Source organism: Maribacter cobaltidurans (assembly GCF_002269385.1).
Classification (GTDB): domain Bacteria; phylum Bacteroidota; class Bacteroidia; order Flavobacteriales; family Flavobacteriaceae; genus Maribacter; species Maribacter cobaltidurans.
On record NZ_CP022957.1, the window covers coordinates 2245884 to 2263127 of the forward strand.

Here is a 17244-nt window from a genome sequence, read left to right on the forward strand (position 1 = left end):
ATGAACAAGTATTTTTTTCTGAGCCTGCTATTTTGTAGTTGTTTTTTGGTTAGCGGTCAACAGACCGATACATTGGTCCTTAAATTCAATGAATACCTTGGCTATGTAAAAAGGTTCCATCCCATTGCAAAGCAGGCAGAACTGGCTCTTAGTACTGGGCAGGCAAATTTGCTCAAGGCCAGAGGAGGCTTTGATCCAAAAATAGATGTGGATTATGAGCGTAAGGATTTTAAGGGAACAGAGTACTATGACCGGCTTAATGCCACGTTTAAGATTCCTACATGGTACGGTATAGAGCTAAAGGGGAACTTTGAGCAAAATGAAGGAGCTTACATTAATTCTGATGAATCGGTTCCTGAGGATGGGCTCTATAGTGCAGGGGTATCTTTGTCTTTGGGGCGGGGTTCTTGGATCAATGAACGCATGGCGACGCTAAAAAGAGCCAAGTTCTTTAGGGAACAGAGTAAGGCCGACCGGGATTTATTGGTAAACCAGATTTTATTTGATGCTTCCTTGGCCTATTTCGATTGGTTACAGGCGTATAGAAATAGTAAGGTGTATTCGGATTTCCTAGAAAATGCGCAAACACGCTTTGTGGGAATTCGTACAAGTGCCTTGGCAGGAGATATAGCAGCTATAGATACCGTAGAGGCCAAAATTGCCGTTCAAAACCGGGCCCTTGAATTGGAACAGGCAAGGGTTAATCTGGTAAACAAATCCATGGAACTATCCAATTTCCTATGGTTAGGTGAGAATATTCCGGTGAATTTGCAACCCAATGTAGTTCCAGAGGAAAATCTGGATATGGAGATAGATCAAACCTTTGAAATATTGGGCAAACCTTTGGACAGTTTCTCCTTGGAAAACCATCCAAAGCTGAAAAGTCTTGGTTTTAAGGTGGACGGACTCATTGTGGATAAAAGGCTAAAGACGAACAAACTTCTTCCTACCATCGATGTTGAGTATAATTTGCTTACAGAAACTCCGGAATTTATAAATTCCTTTCAAACGGAGTATTATAAGGGAGGAGTCACCTTTCAGTTGCCGTTGTTCTTAAGGAAGGAAAGAGGGGATTTGAAATTGGCAAAAATAAAATTGATGGACGCCCAGCTGGAATTTGACAATGCAGAGGTTGCTATTCAAAATAAGGTAACGGCTATCTATAATGAATTGGATTCTTTTGAAAATCAGAACCAATTGATTCGGGATATTGTTACAAACTATCAGAGCATGTTGACCGCCGAGGAACGAAAATTCAGTTTTGGCGAAAGTTCCCTCTTCCTTATCAATTCCAGGGAAAGCAAACTCATAGATGCAATATTGAAGCAGAATGCCGTCCAGAACAAATATTATACGGCCAAGGCAAAGCTTTTTAATAGTCTTGCCGTGAACCCGGAAAATTTATAAAATCAAATAATGGGGAGATTATGAAGAAAGACAAGAATGAAAGGTCTGTGGACATTAAGCTGATTATCTTGGACACCTTTTTCATGGTTTCTGGAATTTTCTTGGCTGCCTTTGGTTTAGAAAGTTTTCTGCTGCCAAATAAATTTATTGATGGCGGAGCCACGGGAATATCTTTACTTATTGCGGAGACCGCGAAAGTACCGTTGTACCTACTCATCATAATGGTGAATATTCCATTTATAGTACTTGGATACAAGGTTATAGGCAAATTGTTCGCTTTAAAAACCGCTATAGCTATTCTTGGTTTGGCACTTGTATTGGTCTTTGTCGATTTCCCGGAGATTACAAAAGATAAGTTATTGGTTTCCGTTTTTGGTGGGTTTTTCTTGGGTGCGGGTATCGGTCTTTCCGTTAGAGGGGGAGGTGTATTGGATGGTACCGAGGTGTTGGCTATTTATTTGAGCAGAAAACTGGGAACCACAATTGGGGACATTATTATCCTAATAAATATTTTGGTCTTCTTGGGAGCAGCATATCTTTTATCCATTGAAACGGCATTATATTCCATGTTGACGTATTTGTCTGCATCCAAAACATTGGACTTTGTAATCGAGGGTATTGAGGAATATACCGGGGTGACGATTGTTTCCGACGAAAGCGAGGAAATAAGGTCCATGATTATAGAAAAGTTGGGTCGAGGATTAACACTTTACAAGGCAAAAGGAGGTTATGGAAGACATGGTGAACATACCGAATATGATGTAATTTATACGGTTATAACACGATTAGAAATTCGCCGACTTAATATAGAAATCAATAAGATAGACCCAAAAGCATTTGTGGTAATGAGTAAGATCAACGATACTCGAGGGGGTATGATTAAGAAGCGAAGCATAAAATGATAGTAATACTATTAAAAAAGAAAGTTTAACACCCAATTAACAAAGTATATGATTTATTTTTTTTCTTAGAGATTATCTTTGTCGGGAATTAATACATAATTTTTTATGAAGAAGAATTTCTATTTATTGCTGATTTTAGGTGTAACTTTTTCCATGGTTCATGCTAGGGAATCTGGTCATAGCTTTAAAACCGAAAATAATAAGATGACAACGAATTGTGATTTAGTGGACTGTAATACTTCTAGTCATTCTCAAATCTCTAAAAAACAGGAACTTTTCTTGATTGATGTAGAAGATGAGGTGGACCTGGGGTTCAATCCATATTTATACCTTTCACCGGATTTTGACCCCCATATGGGAATGGAATTGGATATCGATTCGTTACAACCGATAGAGGAGGAAGTTGAGGTTATTCTAGATTTTGATACCTCCCTTTATTTGCCTAAGAATTTTAATCCCTACAAGGGAATTTGAGTTTAGTTTGGTTTGGTTAGTTGGGGCTGGTCTTTACTTTTTGTAAAGACCAGCCTTTTTTTATAATTGGCTTTAGGTGGATTGTAAGGTATAGGATATATTTTCAACCAATCAATTTCTAAATAAACGATATGGACGTTACTACGAAAATTTCTCTGACTCAAGCTTTATCGAATGCCATTTCTTATCACCAATATTTAAATCTGGTAAAAATCATGGCAATAGAAGGGAAGTCTACAGGTAATGATACTTCAGAAGCCTATGTGAACTATACTAAGTTGAATGCCAAGAGAATGCAGCGATGGGATAAGACACTAAGGTTTGATGACGAGGTAATCAATAAGATAAAATCAGTTTACGTAAAAGTAAATTGGTTGGTTTTGACTGAAAGTTGGTGTGGGGATGCCTCACCAGCCTTACCCGTAATGAATAAGATAAGCGAGCTTAATCCCAATATAACGTTAAAGGTTGTTATTAGGGATGAACATCCGGAACTTATGCGCCATTTTTTAACGAACGGTGCAATGTCCATTCCTAAGCTTATACAGCTTGAACCGGAAACTCAAAGGGTTTTAGGAACTTGGGGTCCCCGTTCAACAAAAGCGACCCATTTGGTGGATGCCTTTAAAAAAGAGCATGGAGCCCTAACAGCGGAGTTTAGGGAAAGTCTTCAAATTTGGTATAATAAGGATAAGGGGCAGAGTATACTGCAAGACTTATTAAACTTACTTTCCTTGGAATAAGTAGGTAATGGTGCCTTTCTGCAAAGCTTTATCGGAAGTGCTGAACTGTGCTTTGTAGGCATAGGCGATAGCATTGTCTACCAAACAACCATTGGATGTTCCCGAGCTTTTTTCATTAAAACTGGCATCCAAAACTTGACCAAGGTTGTTAACCTCAATATTGATTACCACTTTCCCACCTTCTATGCAGGTATAAATAGGAGGAGGCAAACGGTAACCATTTCTGTCTACCAACGAGAAGGACACGGAGGTTCTTCTTTCAGCAAGGTTATTGGTATATTCCTGTTTTTGGGCCTCTTTTTCTCCTAACATTTGTTTCTTTTCCTCCCTTTTTTGGGCCAATTCCTTTACACGCTGCACAAAATCGGCATCGGATAAGAGGTTTTCGGCTATTTCGCCGTTGTCTTCCATCGCCCTTTCTTCCATGATTTCCTCCAACGTCTGTAAAGGTTCTGGACTACCGTAGCTGGGTTTGGCCGTTTCATTGAATGCCATATGACTTTTTATAGCCTCTGTCTTTGCAAGTTCTTCCAAAATCTTTTCCTCTTCCTCCGTAAGTTCCTCGGGTTCCTCTAGGACCATTTCTACCACATAATCATCTTCTTCATCCGCTTGGCCACCTAGATGAATGTTGTATAATACCAAGACAACAATACCCATGGAAAAAAGGGTAATCAAAAAAGATAATTGTTGTCTGTTGAGATTCATGAGTATATAACCTATATTTTCTAAAAATATTACAGCAAATCGATGAACGGGAAATTAATAAAATTGTGCCGATTTATCTATTTCTGCAACATTCGTTCCGAAAAGACCTCAGGGTCTTGGGCTATATTTACGTTAAAATCACCTATTTTGGTTCTTCTGAGCTTGGATAGATGCCCGCCCGAATCTAGGGCCTTTCCAAAATCGTGGGCAATGGAACGTATATAAGTTCCTTTGCTACAGGAGATTAAAAAATCTACTTCGGGGAGTCTAACATCGGTTATTTCAAAGGAATTAATAAGCACTTTCCTTTTTTTAACGGAGACCTCCTTGCCTTCCCTGGCATACTCGTACAAGCGCTTTCCATCTTTTTTAATGGCTGAAAAGACCGGAGGGGCCTGCTCAATTTCCCCTATAAATTGAGATGTGGTTCTAGTGATTAGGTCTTCGGTAATATGTGCTGTAGGGAAACATTCGCTTATTTCGGTTTCCAAATCAAAGGAGGGCGTAGTGCTGCCCAAAGTAATTGTGCCCGTATATTCTTTGGTCTGACCTTGATAGTCCGGGATTTTTTTTGTGAATTTTCCGGTGCATATAATTAAAAGACCGGTGGCCAACGGATCGAGTGTTCCGGCATGGCCTATTTTTATCTTTTTAAGTCCGAATCTTTTTCTGATCGCCCATTTTAGTTTGTTCACGGCCTGGAAAGAAGACCAACCTAGGGGCTTATCGATTAGTAATACTTGACCATTCAAAAAATCATCCTTGGTCAATGCTTCCATTATGAGATTTTTTGTGAATTAAGAATTGGTCACACCAAATAGTATGGCGATTAAACCAACGACTAGACAATAGATAGCAAAATAAGAAAGTTTGCTTTTGCGAACAAGTTGTATCATCCAGGTGCAAGCGACCAATCCTGCAATGAAGGCCGCCAAAAAACCTGCACCCATGGCCATATTGTTTTCGCCATTAAAATTGAGTTCTCCTCCAATAAGGTCCTTTGCAATCTTACCAAAAATAAGAGGTACTACCATTAAAAAGGAAAAACGTGCGGATTTTGATTTGTCTACGCCCAATAAGACGGAAGTCGAAATAGTGGCCCCGCTTCGGGATATACCTGGTAGCATGGCAATGGCCTGTGAGATACCAATGATCAATGCACTTCCAAAACCTACCTTTTTACCCGTATCCTTTGCTTTATCGGCAAAATATAAGAGTACCGCAGTAATCAGCAACATAAAACCAACGAACATGACATTCCCCCCAAAAAAGGCTTCCAACTGCTTCTCAAAAAATAGGCCCACAAAAACGGCCGGTAACATGGAAACGATGATCTTGACAGTGAATTGGCTTTCCTCGTTCCATTTAAATTGGAATAGCCCCCTTATAATCTCCCAAATATCCTTTCTGAAGACCACAATGGTACTTAATGCGGTAGCAAAATGTAAAATCACGGTAAATAACAAACTTTCCTCGGGAACGGAGTTGTCTCCCAAAATAGCCTTGCCCAATTCTAGATGTCCGCTTGAGGAAACGGGTAGGAACTCGGTCAGTCCTTGAACTATTCCGAGAATAATTGCATCAATGATATCCAAATTATGCTTTCTTTTTATGTGGATTCAAAAGAATGGCATAGACCTCTATTCCCAGTCCGATTAAAACCAGGGTAGGTGCCAACCGTATCCTTCTAAAGTTGAAGATTTCCGGGTTAAAGACATTAGGGTCATCGCTACCTCCGCCGCTCATCAAGATAAAGCCCAATGACATACACGCCAATCCTATGAACATGAAAAGGTAATTTTTCTTTTGAAAAATAAATTCATGTTTTGGGCTTTGTTCAACTTTGTTCTTTTTGCTCATGGGGCAAATTTAATAATATAATTCGTCTGTTCTTAAATTTAAGAAACGTTGGGTGGCAAAGTATGTGCTGAGCAAGGAAATAATCATCCCCAAAAGAAAAACACCTACTAAAAGAATTACGAGTATCAAGGGGTCTTCCAAAAGTCCCAGATCTTGAAAATTGGTGTTTACATAATAGATGACCCCCGCTATGGCAATAAGAGCAATGAGGGCCCCCAACATTCCCAACTTTATGTTCTGCCAGATAAATGGCTTGCGAATAAAACTCTTGGTGGCACCTACCATTTGCATGGTCTTGATGATAAATCGTTTGGAATAAATGGAAAGCCGTATGGAACTGTTGATGAGCAATACCGCAATTACGGTGAAAATGGCACTGGCAACCAAGATCCAAAAGCCTATTTTTTCTACGCTTTTGGCTACCATGCCAACCAATACACGATCATAGCTCACTTCGTCCACATAGCTTTTTTCTTCAAGTGTGGCGGCGATTTCCGCTACCTTCTCTGAAGTGACAAAGTCAGCGTTCAATTTAACATCAATGGAATTTTTTAGGGGATTGTAACCCAAATAGTCCACAAAATCCTCACCAATTTCTTTACTATGTTGAGCGGCCGCCTCTTCCTTGGAAACATAGGTGGCGGATTTGGTGTATTCTGACATGGCCAAGGTCTTTTGCAATTGCTCCACTTCTATTTCCTTGGCATTCTCCTTTAAGAAGACAGATATGGTAATCTGTTCCTTGGAACGATCGGCCATTTTTTTGGTGTTCAGTACCAAGAGCCCTAGAATACCCAATAGAAATAGTACCAAGGCAATACTTAATACGACCGAGAAATAGGACGAAATCAATTTTCGTCTTTGATATCTTTCAAATGCTTTGCTCATAGTAACCGATAGTGATGTAAAAATAGAAAAGTAATATGAAATGAGCCATAACAAATCGTGATACTCAACTAGAAGTTGAATAGGGAATTATATCTGACCGATTTTTAAAATAAAAACTAACAGATAAAATGAATCATAAAACCTATAACTATCATCGCTTTAGTGAAAAGTGTCCTTTTAGAACCAAAGTGTCCAATTTAATACGATACCAATAATCGGCTTCTGGCATGGGCGAGCCTATAAAGTTACCATCCCAAGAAGCGTTATCACCCTTGGCGAACTTCAATAACTTTCCATATCTGTCAAATATCGAAAACTCTACCTGATCAAAGAATTCTATGCCCTCGGGTTGTAGCACCTCATTATACGTATCTCCATTGGGGGTGAAAAAGTTAGGAACAACCACATGAATATATTCCGATGTAATAACACCGCAGTTATTTTTGTCACGTATGGATATGGTGTATCGTCCTCCGGTTATGTCCGTCAAGATGGGACTGTCCTGAAAATTGATCCCATCCAACGAGTATTCAAAATCTCCTTGGTTTTTGGTTTTTATATTGATAGAACGTCCATCGGAAGTAATGGTTTCCAGTTGGGGGACATCTATCTTTTCCAATTGAATGGTTCTGGTGTTGGAGCAGCCATTGATATCCGTTACGGTTACCGAATACTCCCCAGGCGTATTTACGGTAATTTCCTTGGTGGTTTCTCCGGTACTCCAGGCATAGCTTACATTGTCGATTTCTGCCGATAATAAGGCCATGTCACCTTCACAAAAAGATTGGTTGCTGTCAAAGACCTGTGGTAACGGATTAAAGGTCAAGGTAATTGCCGTTCTGGAGTTGGATGGGCATGTAATTTCGGTGGAGTTGGTTTCTACATAGTAGGTTCCCGCAATCGTTGGGGAGAACGTAGAACTGTTTTCCAAAAGAAGGTTTCCGCCAGACGGGGCGTCGTACCAATTTACCGTGTATGTATCCGGACTCTGAACGGATAACATGGCGGTTTCATTTTCGCAAACGGTAACATCCCCATTGCTAATAGGTGGAGGAGGAACAGCTACAATTTTGATTTCAAATACATCGGATAGAACATTGCACAGGTCGTTGGACACATTTATGGGATCCTCTGCAACCTTTACACGATAAAAACGGGTAGTGTTAATTGATGGGGTAATGTAGGTGTTGGACGTTTCACCAGCAATATCCGTCCAATTTTGGTTATCCGTACTTTGTTGCCATTGGTAAGCATGGGTCGAGAATATGGAATTGTCTGGATTGGCCACCAAAGTCGCAGAAACCGATCCTTGATTTTCGCAGCTAATTAGGTTATCCTCGCCCAAGCCTGTATTGACCGTGACGGAATCGCCGCAAGATTTAAAGACGATGTCGTCAATGGCCAAATCGTTACCGCAGCCGCCATTACTGTTGTTTCGCATTTTAAGGATGACGGAAGTCTGTCCCGGAAGTGTTTGAAATACAAGGGCATATTGCTCCCAGGTAGCGGACGCTCTGTCCGGTATGTTGCCCGTATCGCCCTGAGCCAGAAGATTTGTGTCCGTCTCATCCCATATCTGAAACCGTACGTTTACAGGGATACTATTTCCCTCACACCCTCCTTGGGGCTGTAAATTTACCAACCAAGATGAAAACTCATAGGTGGTATTTTCGCAAAGGCCTACCACCTCTCTTTGATAAAACTCCCCGGCCGTAAAACTGGCATTAACGATAAAGGCCTTTCCATTAGTGTCGCCTGGCGTATGGTCTTCCACGTTTTGCCAATCAAAATAATTGGTAGTGCTAGAAATGGTATAGTCCCCGTCATTGGGAGTTCCCGTGGTGAAATTATAGGTCGTGGTGCCGGGCAGAAGTTCAGGGCCATCAGTGGTACCAAACCCAAAGTCCTCCGTGAAAATAGGGTCTCCGGAACTCCCAGTACAAAACCCCAGTTGTGCCTTAGCTTCTATGCAGGTCAATGCAAGGAACAGGAGAAAACAAAGTAAGTATTTGGGACTTGCTGTATTCACAGGAATAAAGATACGGTTTTGGTATAGAAAGCGTCCATTTTTTAGCGGTACAGAATCAAGGTTGTAATTCGTCATTATCTTTTCAACTTTCATCGAATAGGCCTATTTTTGTGCCCTAACGAAATTCTGGCCTAGAGTGGCGACTTTTAGTAAGTGCAACCCGTACCGGTCAAACTTTTAGTACTGTGATGATGAATTACAATTTCAACGAAATTGAGGCCAAGTGGCAAAAATATTGGGCGGAAAACCAAACTTTTAAGGCAGAAAATGATTCCGAAAAGGAAAAATTCTATGTCTTGGATATGTTCCCTTATCCCTCTGGAGCGGGGTTACACGTGGGGCATCCGCTAGGATATATTGCCAGTGATATCTATGCGCGCTATAAAAGACATAAAGGATTTAATGTGTTGCATCCGCAAGGCTATGATTCATTTGGATTGCCGGCGGAGCAATACGCAATCCAAACAGGGCAGCATCCAAGAAATACCACAGAAATTAATATTGAAGGGTGTTTAGATACGAAAGGAAATATTCTATCGAAGTACGTAAATGAGGATGGAAGCATTAAAGAAGTAGCATTAATAGACAAATCAAAAAAGGTGTCTATTAATGATAACGGTTATAGAGACAATATAATTAAAGGTTACAGGAGGCAACTTGACAAAATTGGCTTTTCCTTTGATTGGAGCCGGGAAGTACGTACTTCGGACCCCAGTTATTATAAATGGACCCAATGGATTTTTATTCAATTGTTCAATTCCTGGTATAATATTGATACAGATAAGGCAGAAGACATAGAAAGTTTGATCCAGATTTTTGAAAAAGAAGGAAATACCACGGTGAATGCGATATGTGATGACGATACTCCTGATTTTACTGCGGAAACATGGAATGCATTTTCCTCCAAGGAAAAACAGGCCTTACTTTTAAAATATCGACTTACGTATTTAGCTGATACCGAAGTCAACTGGTGCCCTGCCTTGGGTACGGTTTTGGCCAATGATGAAATTGTAAACGGGGTTTCAGAGCGTGGTGGCCATCCTGTGATTCGGAAGAAAATGACCCAGTGGAGTATGCGGATAACGGCCTACGCCCAACGTTTGTTGGACGGGCTGGATAAAATCGATTGGCCGCAACCACTTAAAGACTCCCAGACCAATTGGATTGGGCGTTCTGAAGGAGCTTCTGTCACTTTCAAAGTTTTGAACAATACGGTCACTGAGCGTAGCCGAAGTGACGAAAATGTGATTTCGACTCCGCTCAATCACCCATACGAAATAGAGGTCTTCACTACCCGGCCCGATACCATTTTCGGAGTTTCTTTTATGACTTTGGCACCGGAGCATGAACTGGTGTCCAAAATCACGACCCCTGAACAAAAGGATGAGGTTGAGGCCTACATCGAGGCTACGGCGAAACGTTCTGAACGAGATCGCATGGCGGATGTTAAGACCATCACAGGTGCCTTTACGGGCGCCTATGCTGAGCATCCCTTCACCAAAGAGCGGGTGCCCATTTGGATTGGGGATTATGTGTTGGCGGGTTATGGAACTGGCGCTGTGATGTCCGTTCCCTGTGGTGATCAGCGGGATTATGATTTTGCGAAACATTTTGATATTCCTATTCCCAATATATTCAAAGGGGTGGATATTTCAGAGGAAGCTTTTGCCGATAAGGATAATACCGTAATCGCCAATTCCGATTTCTTGAACGGGCTTCCCTACAAAAAAGCGGTAAAACACGCCATTTTTGAACTTGAAAAAATAGGACAGGGAAAAGGAAAGGTGAATTATCGTTTGCGCGATGCGGTTTTTAGCAGACAACGGTATTGGGGCGAACCCTTCCCGGTCTATTATGATGCGGATGGTATGCCTCAGATGATTGAAGAGCAGTATTTACCCATTACCTTACCCGAAGTGGAAAAGTACCTCCCAACAGAAACAGGGGAACCTCCTTTGGGCAATGCTACGGAATGGGCCTGGGATAGCCTCAAGGCGGAAGTAGTGAATAATGAACGTATTGATCATAAGAATGTATTTCCATTAGAATTGAACACCATGCCGGGTTGGGCCGGAAGTTCCCAGTATTTCAATCGCTATATGGACTCGCATAACGATGAGGAAATTTTTTCCCAGGAGGCCATTAACTATTGGCAGGATGTGGATCTATATATTGGCGGTAGCGAACATGCTACGGGGCATTTGTTGTATTCCCGTTTTTGGCAAAAGTTTATGTTCGATAAAGGATTGGTCCCCAAGGACGAGTTTGCCAAAAAGTTGATCAATCAGGGAATGATTACCGGGACGAGTGCTTTTGTATATGGTTTTTGGGTTTCATTTAGCCATTACAACACACCTCAAGATTTGGAGAAGGAAGACAAAACCAGAGCCTATCCGGTTCAACCTGATTTTCTATTGATTTTGTCTAAAGAGAAGTTTGAAATTGTCGAACAAACGAAAGATTATATAGAATTTGAAAACTGGATTGAACAGAAATTTTCTGATTATAAAAGTATTAATGGTATAGATAAAAATGTATCACAGAATGTTTTTGAATTAACTCCAATAGCCCTTCATGTAGATGTTTCTCTGGTAAATGCTTCTGAAGAGCTTAACAAAGAAGGTTTTCTCAATTGGAGAGAGGAGTTCGACAATTCAGTTTTTTATGAAGAAGGAAATTATATTGTCGGTCGTGAAGTCGAAAAAATGTCCAAATCCAAATACAACGTGGTCAACCCTGATGCCATTTGTGAAGAATATGGAGCGGACAGTCTAAGGTTGTACGAAATGTTCCTAGGGCCCCTGGAGCAATCCAAGCCTTGGAATACGGCAGGGATTACTGGGGTACATTCTTTCTTGAAAAAACTTTGGAGGCTTTATCACTCCGGTCCTAATGGAGAATTCTTCGTGTCGGACACCCCTCCTTCGGAGGGGTCGGGGGAGGCTTTCAAGACCCTACACAAGACCATAAAAAAAGTAGAGGAGGATATCGAAAACTTCAGTTTTAATACTTCGGTATCAACCTTTATGATTTGTGTCAACGAACTTTCCGCGCAAAAATGCAATAGCAGGGCAATTTTGGAACCTTTGGCTATTTTGGTTTCTCCATATGCTCCCCATATTGCGGAGGAGCTTTGGGAGAAATTGGGACATACTACATCCATTGCTACAGCTCCTTTCCCAAAATTTGAGGAAAAGTACCTGATAGAAAGCAGCAAGGAGTATCCTATTTCCTTTAATGGTAAAATGCGGTTTACAATGGAACTGCCTATGGAGATGACCAAGGAGGAAATTGAAGCTGCCGTGATGGCCCATGAAAAAACCCAACAACAATTACAGGGAAGAACGCCCAAAAAGGTCATTGTGGTCCCTGGTAAAATTGTGAACATCGTAGGGTAGCGCGCTTTTAAGTAGAGCGAAGTATATTAGTTTTTGTTAGGTCGAGTCTTTCGACTACGCCCTAGATAAACTTCAATTCGAGACCTAATTTTATATTGGAAAAATCGGGTTACCTCTCTATTGTGCTCGAGGAGGCAGTATGTTATAATTGAAATGGGCCGCAGTAGATTTTTTAATATCATACTCTCCTTCTTCAATCTTTCTATTGAATTTGGAGGGTATTTTGTTTTAAAAACAAATTATTTTAAACATACCCCCCTAAATTTAATGGGGTATGTTGTCAAAAAATAGACTTTAATTGAATTAACCCCTCCTTTTATCGAATATTTATTCCTTAAAAATTAAAATTATCGCACCTTTACCCCGTAATTTAAAAATTGACCATTATGATAGTGGGTATTCCAAAGGAGATTAAGAACAACGAAAGCAGGGTTGGTATGACACCGGCCGGAGTTTTTGAATTGGTAAAGAACAACCATACAGTGTATGTACAGTCCGAAGCAGGGGAAGGTAGCGGTTTTTTCAATAAGGATTATCAACAGGCCGGTGCGGTTATTCTGGATACCATTGGACAGGTATACGCCATGAGCGAGATGATTGTAAAGGTCAAGGAACCTATAGAAGAAGAATACGACCTCATACAGGAAGGACAAATCCTGTTTACCTATTTTCACTTTGCTTCCAGCGAAGCGTTGACCAAAGCCATGATCAAACAAAAGGCCATTTGCATCGCCTATGAAACCGTTGAGGATGAAGAGGGTACCTTGCCGTTACTCACCCCAATGTCTGAAGTTGCGGGAAGAATGGCCATTCAGCAAGGAGCAAAATATTTGGAAAAGCCTGTCAAAGGCCGAGGTGTACTTTTAGGAGGTGTGCCAGGTGTGGCGCCAGGGAAGGTATTGGTATTAGGAGCAGGAGTTGTTGGTATACAAGCTGCTAAAATGGCAGCTGGTTTGGGAGCGCACGTAACCATTTTGGATATCAACATGAAGCGTTTACGCTATGTGAACGACGTAATGCCACCCCATGTGGTAACCGAATTTTCTAACGAATTCAATATCAGAAAACATATCAAGACCCACGATTTAATAATTGGAGGTGTATTGCTAAAGGGTGCCAAGGCTCCTAACTTGATTACAAGGGATATGTTGAAAGAAATGCGACCCGGGACCGTAATCGTGGATGTGGCAGTTGATCAGGGCGGATGCGTTGAAACTACAAGGCCTACCACACACGAAGATCCCATTTACATTATTGACGACGTGGTTCATTATTCCGTCGCAAACATGCCCGGGGCCGTGCCTTATACTTCTACCATGGCCTTGACGAATGTTACCTTGCCCTACGCTTTAAAATTGGCCAATTTGGGTTGGGAAGAGGCTTGTAAAAGGGATGCTTCCCTTAACAAAGGCTTGAATATTGTTTCCGGCAAAGTGGTTTACGAGGAAATTATTGAGGCCTTTGGCTGGAAGGAAGTTTTCGCATAACGGTACAAAATGTCAGTTTAAAAAAGCCCCATCAGGCGCAATAATATCATTTATTGGGTTTGGCGGGGTTTTTGCTTTTCAATAGATGATTCCGCATTCAATAGGAATCTTATGTATATTTATTGAAACTAAAAATTGAAACGTTATGATGGGATATTATATATTAATCGGTGCCATTGCTTTGGTCAGTTGGCTAGTTAGCAGCCGCTTAAAAAGTAAATTTAAGCATTACTCCAAGGTACATTTACAAAATGGCATGAGCGGGGCCGAGATTGCCGAAAAAATGTTGGCGGACCATGGCATCCGTGATGTAAAAGTGGTTTCCACTCCTGGAATGTTGAGCGACCATTACAACCCTAAGAATAAAACCGTAAATCTGAGTGAAGGCGTGTACAGTCAACGCAACGCTGCTGCCGCTGCAGTGGCGGCCCATGAATGTGGTCATGCCGTGCAACATGCTCAGGCCTATGAGTGGTTGACCATGCGATCTAAATTGGTTCCCGTAGTCAGTGTAACATCAGGAATGTCTACATGGGTCGTTTTTGGAGGATTGATGCTAGGGGCTGCAGCAGGTGTAGGATTTGGATATTGGGTGGCCGTAGCTGGTTTGATCATGATGGGAATGGCGACGCTGTTTAGCTTCATTACCCTACCTGTTGAATATGACGCCAGTAATCGTGCCTTGGCCTGGTTAAAGAACAAAAATATGCTTACACCGTCCGAATACAAAGGCTCTGAAGATGCTTTGAAATGGGCGGCCAGAACCTATTTGGTAGCTGCTATCGGTTCTTTGGCTACATTGGTCTATTGGGGACTTCAGGTTTTTGGTGGACGCGATTAACCGATAATATGAAAGTTTAAAAAGGCCTTCCCAAAACGGGATGGCCTTTTTTTATATGGTTATCTGTCTGTCTATTTGTTGGGCCAATGAAATAAAGGTTTCTGTTCTGGAAACTCCCTCAATTTGTTGGATTTCCTTGTTGAGCACATGCATCAAATGTTCGTTGTCCTTGCAGAGAATTTTAATTAGAATCGACCAATTCCCTGTAGTGTAGTGACATTCCAATACTTCTGGAATTTTTTCCAATTGTTTCACCGCGGCCGGATTGCTCATGGCCTTGTCCAGATAAATACCGATATACGCCATAGTAGTATAGCCCATGGCCCTGGGGTTGATAATGAACTTGGAACCGGCTAAAAGTCCCGAAGCTTCCAGCTTACGTAACCTTTGGTGTATGGCCGCCCCGGAAATACCGATGCTTCGGGCAATTTCCAGTACCGGTTTTCTAGCATCCTCCATCAAAAACCTTAGTATTTTTTTGTCAATACCGTCTATCTTGGCAATTTTATTATCCGACTTCATGAATACGATTTCAAATTGAAATCAAAATTACATAAATACCTTGAATATGTGATTAACTTGCTACGGAATCAGGGTTATATCCCAAATAAGGGACTTCGTATTCCTTAAAATTGACGCCCAAGGTTTCAAGTTCTTTTAGAATGGGTTCGTAGACTTCTTTGGCAATAGGAATTTGGACCCCAGGTGTAGTGATTTTCCCGTTTAAAATCTTTAATGCGGCTATTGCAACGGGTAAACCTACGGTCTTTGCCATGGCCGTATGGACACGGTCCTCACCAATAACCACCAGTTTGGAGTCGATTTGTTTTTTTTCGCCCTTGAGCTCATAACCAAACTTATGGTACATCACGATCATATCCTTTTCCTTATCCTTCAAGGTCCATTGGTCTTCCAATATTTTTTGGAGTGCTTGAGCCGGAGTGGCATTGGGAATTCCAATTTTTTTCGAATTATCGAAAAGGTTGAGTTCCACGAGTTTTTCCCATGTACTATCGTCCTGGTCTATTTTTAAATAGTGTCTTAATTTCAGTTCCACGGAGTCTGTTGGAGAGTAGGGAAGAAAGAGATTTATGAATTCTCTATAGGTCATATCTTCTGAACTTTCAATGGTATAGGTGTCATCCGTAGCTCCCAATTGGACAAAAATATTCCAAGCCTTTGAAAAACCCACACGCCTCATGGTTCCCCTGTAGATGGTCAAGGCATCCTGTAGACTATAGGCTTCCCTGTAATTTAAAGAATCCCTATTAGCGTATCCTTCAAATTTACCGTAACCCTCCACCTCAAAAAATTCGGTCCTACGAAACAGTTTGTGATATGGAATATATTTATATGTGCCCTCTTGAATGAACTTGGCCGTACCACCCTGTCCCGCAAGTACTACATTACGAGGGTTCCAGGTGAATTTGTAATTCCATAGATTGTTATCGTACTCTGGCGCTACCAGTCCACCGCAGAAGGATTCGAACAACAAAATTTTACCCCCTTGTTCTCGTATACGGTCAATTACCTGCATGGCGCTCATGTGGTCAATGCCAGGGTCCAGACCAATTTCGTTCATAAATACCAAACCGCTTTCTTTAACTTTTTCATTTAATTTATTGAGTTCCGGACTTATGTATGATGCGGTTACCAAGTGTTTTTTATAGGTAAGGCAATCTTCTGCAATTTTGATGTGGAATCTGGCGGGTAGCATGGAAATGACCAAATCCGCTTCTTGTATGGCGGATATCCTTTCATTGTCCTTAAAGATGTCCAAAGCAATTACGGAACAATTGAGGTGCGACTTGATGTTTTCAGAAATGGCAGAGGTATCCAGGTCGCCAATGGTAATCTTTATATTTTCAGTTTCTGATTTTTCCAATAAATAATCCAGCAAAAAAGAAGTGGATTTTCCTGCCCCGACAATCAAAATTTTGCGCACCATGCTTATTAGTTACTTTTGGTTTAAATTCAGTTTACTAAAGTATCAATATGTTATATATATAAAAATATATATCGATAAAGTTATAAAATCAACTTTGAATGATTGTAAAACAAATGTGTAAATTGAAATTAAAAATGAATTTATTTTGATATAAGAGCATATGAGGAAAAGAATTATGATTACCGCTTCCGTTCTTGGTTTTTTGGCGGTTGCCTTAGGTGCTTTCGGAGCACATGGATTGGAGAAATTGGTAGAACCTGATGCTGTGAGCACTTTTGAAACGGGTGTTCGTTACCAAATGTACCATGCTTTTTTCCTGTTTATTTTAGGAATCTTACCGGGTATCTCAGAAAGGACACAACGAATTGTTTATAGATTGGTTCTGACCGGAGTGGTCTTTTTTTCTTTTTCTATTTATTTTTTGGCCTTGAACAGTATCACCACCTTTGACTTTAAGTCAATCGGGTTTATTACCCCTATTGGTGGTTCGTTGTTGCTTGCGGCGTGGGGATATCTAGGATATCAATTGTATAGGTCCAAATTAAATTAAACTCCTTGT

16 protein-coding genes are annotated in these 17244 nt (G+C 40.9%); 8 read left to right on the top strand and 8 right to left on the bottom strand.

Annotated features, from left to right (window positions below; genetic code table 11):
- The 4 genes from CJ263_RS09920 (at window position 1) to CJ263_RS09935 (ending at window position 3526) form a co-directional block, all read left to right on the top strand.
- The gene (locus CJ263_RS09920) at window positions 1-1407 is read left to right on the top strand and encodes a TolC family protein (RefSeq protein WP_094997117.1); all 1407 of its coding nucleotides are present in this window, start codon (window positions 1-3) and stop codon (window positions 1405-1407) included.
- A gap of 20 nt (window positions 1408-1427) precedes the next feature.
- Window positions 1428-2309, top strand: a complete 882-nt coding sequence (locus CJ263_RS09925; RefSeq protein WP_094997118.1) for a YitT family protein — start codon at window positions 1428-1430, stop codon at window positions 2307-2309.
- Window positions 2310-2414: 105 nt separating this feature from the next.
- Window positions 2415-2783 carry a hypothetical protein gene (locus CJ263_RS09930; RefSeq protein WP_094997119.1) on the top strand — a complete coding sequence of 123 codons (369 nt, stop codon included), beginning with the start codon at window positions 2415-2417 and terminating at the stop codon, window positions 2781-2783.
- A gap of 131 nt (window positions 2784-2914) precedes the next feature.
- Window positions 2915-3526 (top strand): thioredoxin family protein, encoded by a 612-nt coding sequence (locus CJ263_RS09935; RefSeq protein WP_094997120.1) that lies wholly within the window; start codon window positions 2915-2917, stop codon window positions 3524-3526.
- Here CJ263_RS09935 and CJ263_RS09940 read toward each other — a convergent pair.
- From CJ263_RS09940 to CJ263_RS09965, 6 genes are all read right to left on the bottom strand, one after another.
- Window positions 3509-4234, bottom strand: coding sequence for a hypothetical protein (locus CJ263_RS09940; RefSeq protein WP_094997121.1), 726 nt, complete (start codon window positions 4232-4234; stop codon window positions 3509-3511). The two genes, CJ263_RS09935 and CJ263_RS09940, sit on opposite strands and share 18 nt — an antisense overlap.
- 77 nt (window positions 4235-4311) lie before the next feature.
- A complete protein-coding gene (gene truB / locus CJ263_RS09945; protein WP_094997122.1) occupies window positions 4312-5013 on the bottom strand; it encodes a tRNA pseudouridine(55) synthase TruB in 702 nt (233 codons plus the stop codon).
- Between the two features lie 18 nt (window positions 5014-5031).
- Window positions 5032-5829 (bottom strand): undecaprenyl-diphosphate phosphatase, encoded by a 798-nt coding sequence (locus CJ263_RS09950; protein WP_094997123.1) that lies wholly within the window; start codon window positions 5827-5829, stop codon window positions 5032-5034.
- 1 nt (window position 5830) lies between these two features.
- Window positions 5831-6094, bottom strand: a complete 264-nt coding sequence (locus tag CJ263_RS09955; RefSeq protein WP_094997124.1) for a DUF3098 domain-containing protein — start codon at window positions 6092-6094, stop codon at window positions 5831-5833.
- Window positions 6095-6103: 9 nt separating this feature from the next.
- Window positions 6104-6982, bottom strand: a complete 879-nt coding sequence (locus CJ263_RS09960; RefSeq protein ID WP_094997125.1) for a cell division protein FtsX — start codon at window positions 6980-6982, stop codon at window positions 6104-6106.
- Window positions 6983-7133: 151 nt separating this feature from the next.
- Complete coding sequence (locus CJ263_RS09965; protein WP_094997126.1) at window positions 7134-9104, bottom strand: T9SS type B sorting domain-containing protein; 1971 nt, start codon at window positions 9102-9104, stop codon at window positions 7134-7136.
- A 98-nt stretch (window positions 9105-9202) separates the two neighbouring features.
- On the opposite strand from CJ263_RS09965, the gene CJ263_RS09970 reads away from it, so the two are divergent.
- The 3 genes from CJ263_RS09970 (at window position 9203) to CJ263_RS09980 (ending at window position 14737) form a co-directional block, all read left to right on the top strand.
- On the top strand, window positions 9203-12409 hold the full coding sequence (locus CJ263_RS09970; RefSeq protein WP_094997127.1) for a leucine--tRNA ligase: 3207 nt from the start codon (window positions 9203-9205) through the stop codon (window positions 12407-12409).
- A 386-nt stretch (window positions 12410-12795) separates the two neighbouring features.
- A complete protein-coding gene (ald, locus tag CJ263_RS09975) occupies window positions 12796-13896 on the top strand; it encodes an alanine dehydrogenase (RefSeq protein ID WP_094997128.1) in 1101 nt (366 codons plus the stop codon).
- 145 nt (window positions 13897-14041) lie between these two features.
- On the top strand, window positions 14042-14737 hold the full coding sequence (locus tag CJ263_RS09980) for a zinc metallopeptidase (protein ID WP_094997129.1): 696 nt from the start codon (window positions 14042-14044) through the stop codon (window positions 14735-14737).
- 51 nt (window positions 14738-14788) lie between these two features.
- On the opposite strand, the gene CJ263_RS09985 is transcribed toward CJ263_RS09980, so the two are convergent.
- Window positions 14789-15259 (bottom strand): Lrp/AsnC ligand binding domain-containing protein, encoded by a 471-nt coding sequence (locus CJ263_RS09985; protein ID WP_094997130.1) that lies wholly within the window; start codon window positions 15257-15259, stop codon window positions 14789-14791.
- 52 nt (window positions 15260-15311) lie between these two features.
- Entirely contained in the window at window positions 15312-16685 is a 1374-nt protein-coding gene (locus CJ263_RS09990) for a saccharopine dehydrogenase family protein (RefSeq protein ID WP_094997131.1), read from the bottom strand.
- Between the two features lie 160 nt (window positions 16686-16845).
- Between CJ263_RS09990 and CJ263_RS09995 the strand changes: the two genes are divergently transcribed.
- Window positions 16846-17235 (top strand): DUF423 domain-containing protein, encoded by a 390-nt coding sequence (locus CJ263_RS09995; protein WP_094997132.1) that lies wholly within the window; start codon window positions 16846-16848, stop codon window positions 17233-17235.
- The last annotated feature ends 9 nt before the right edge of the window (window positions 17236-17244 follow it).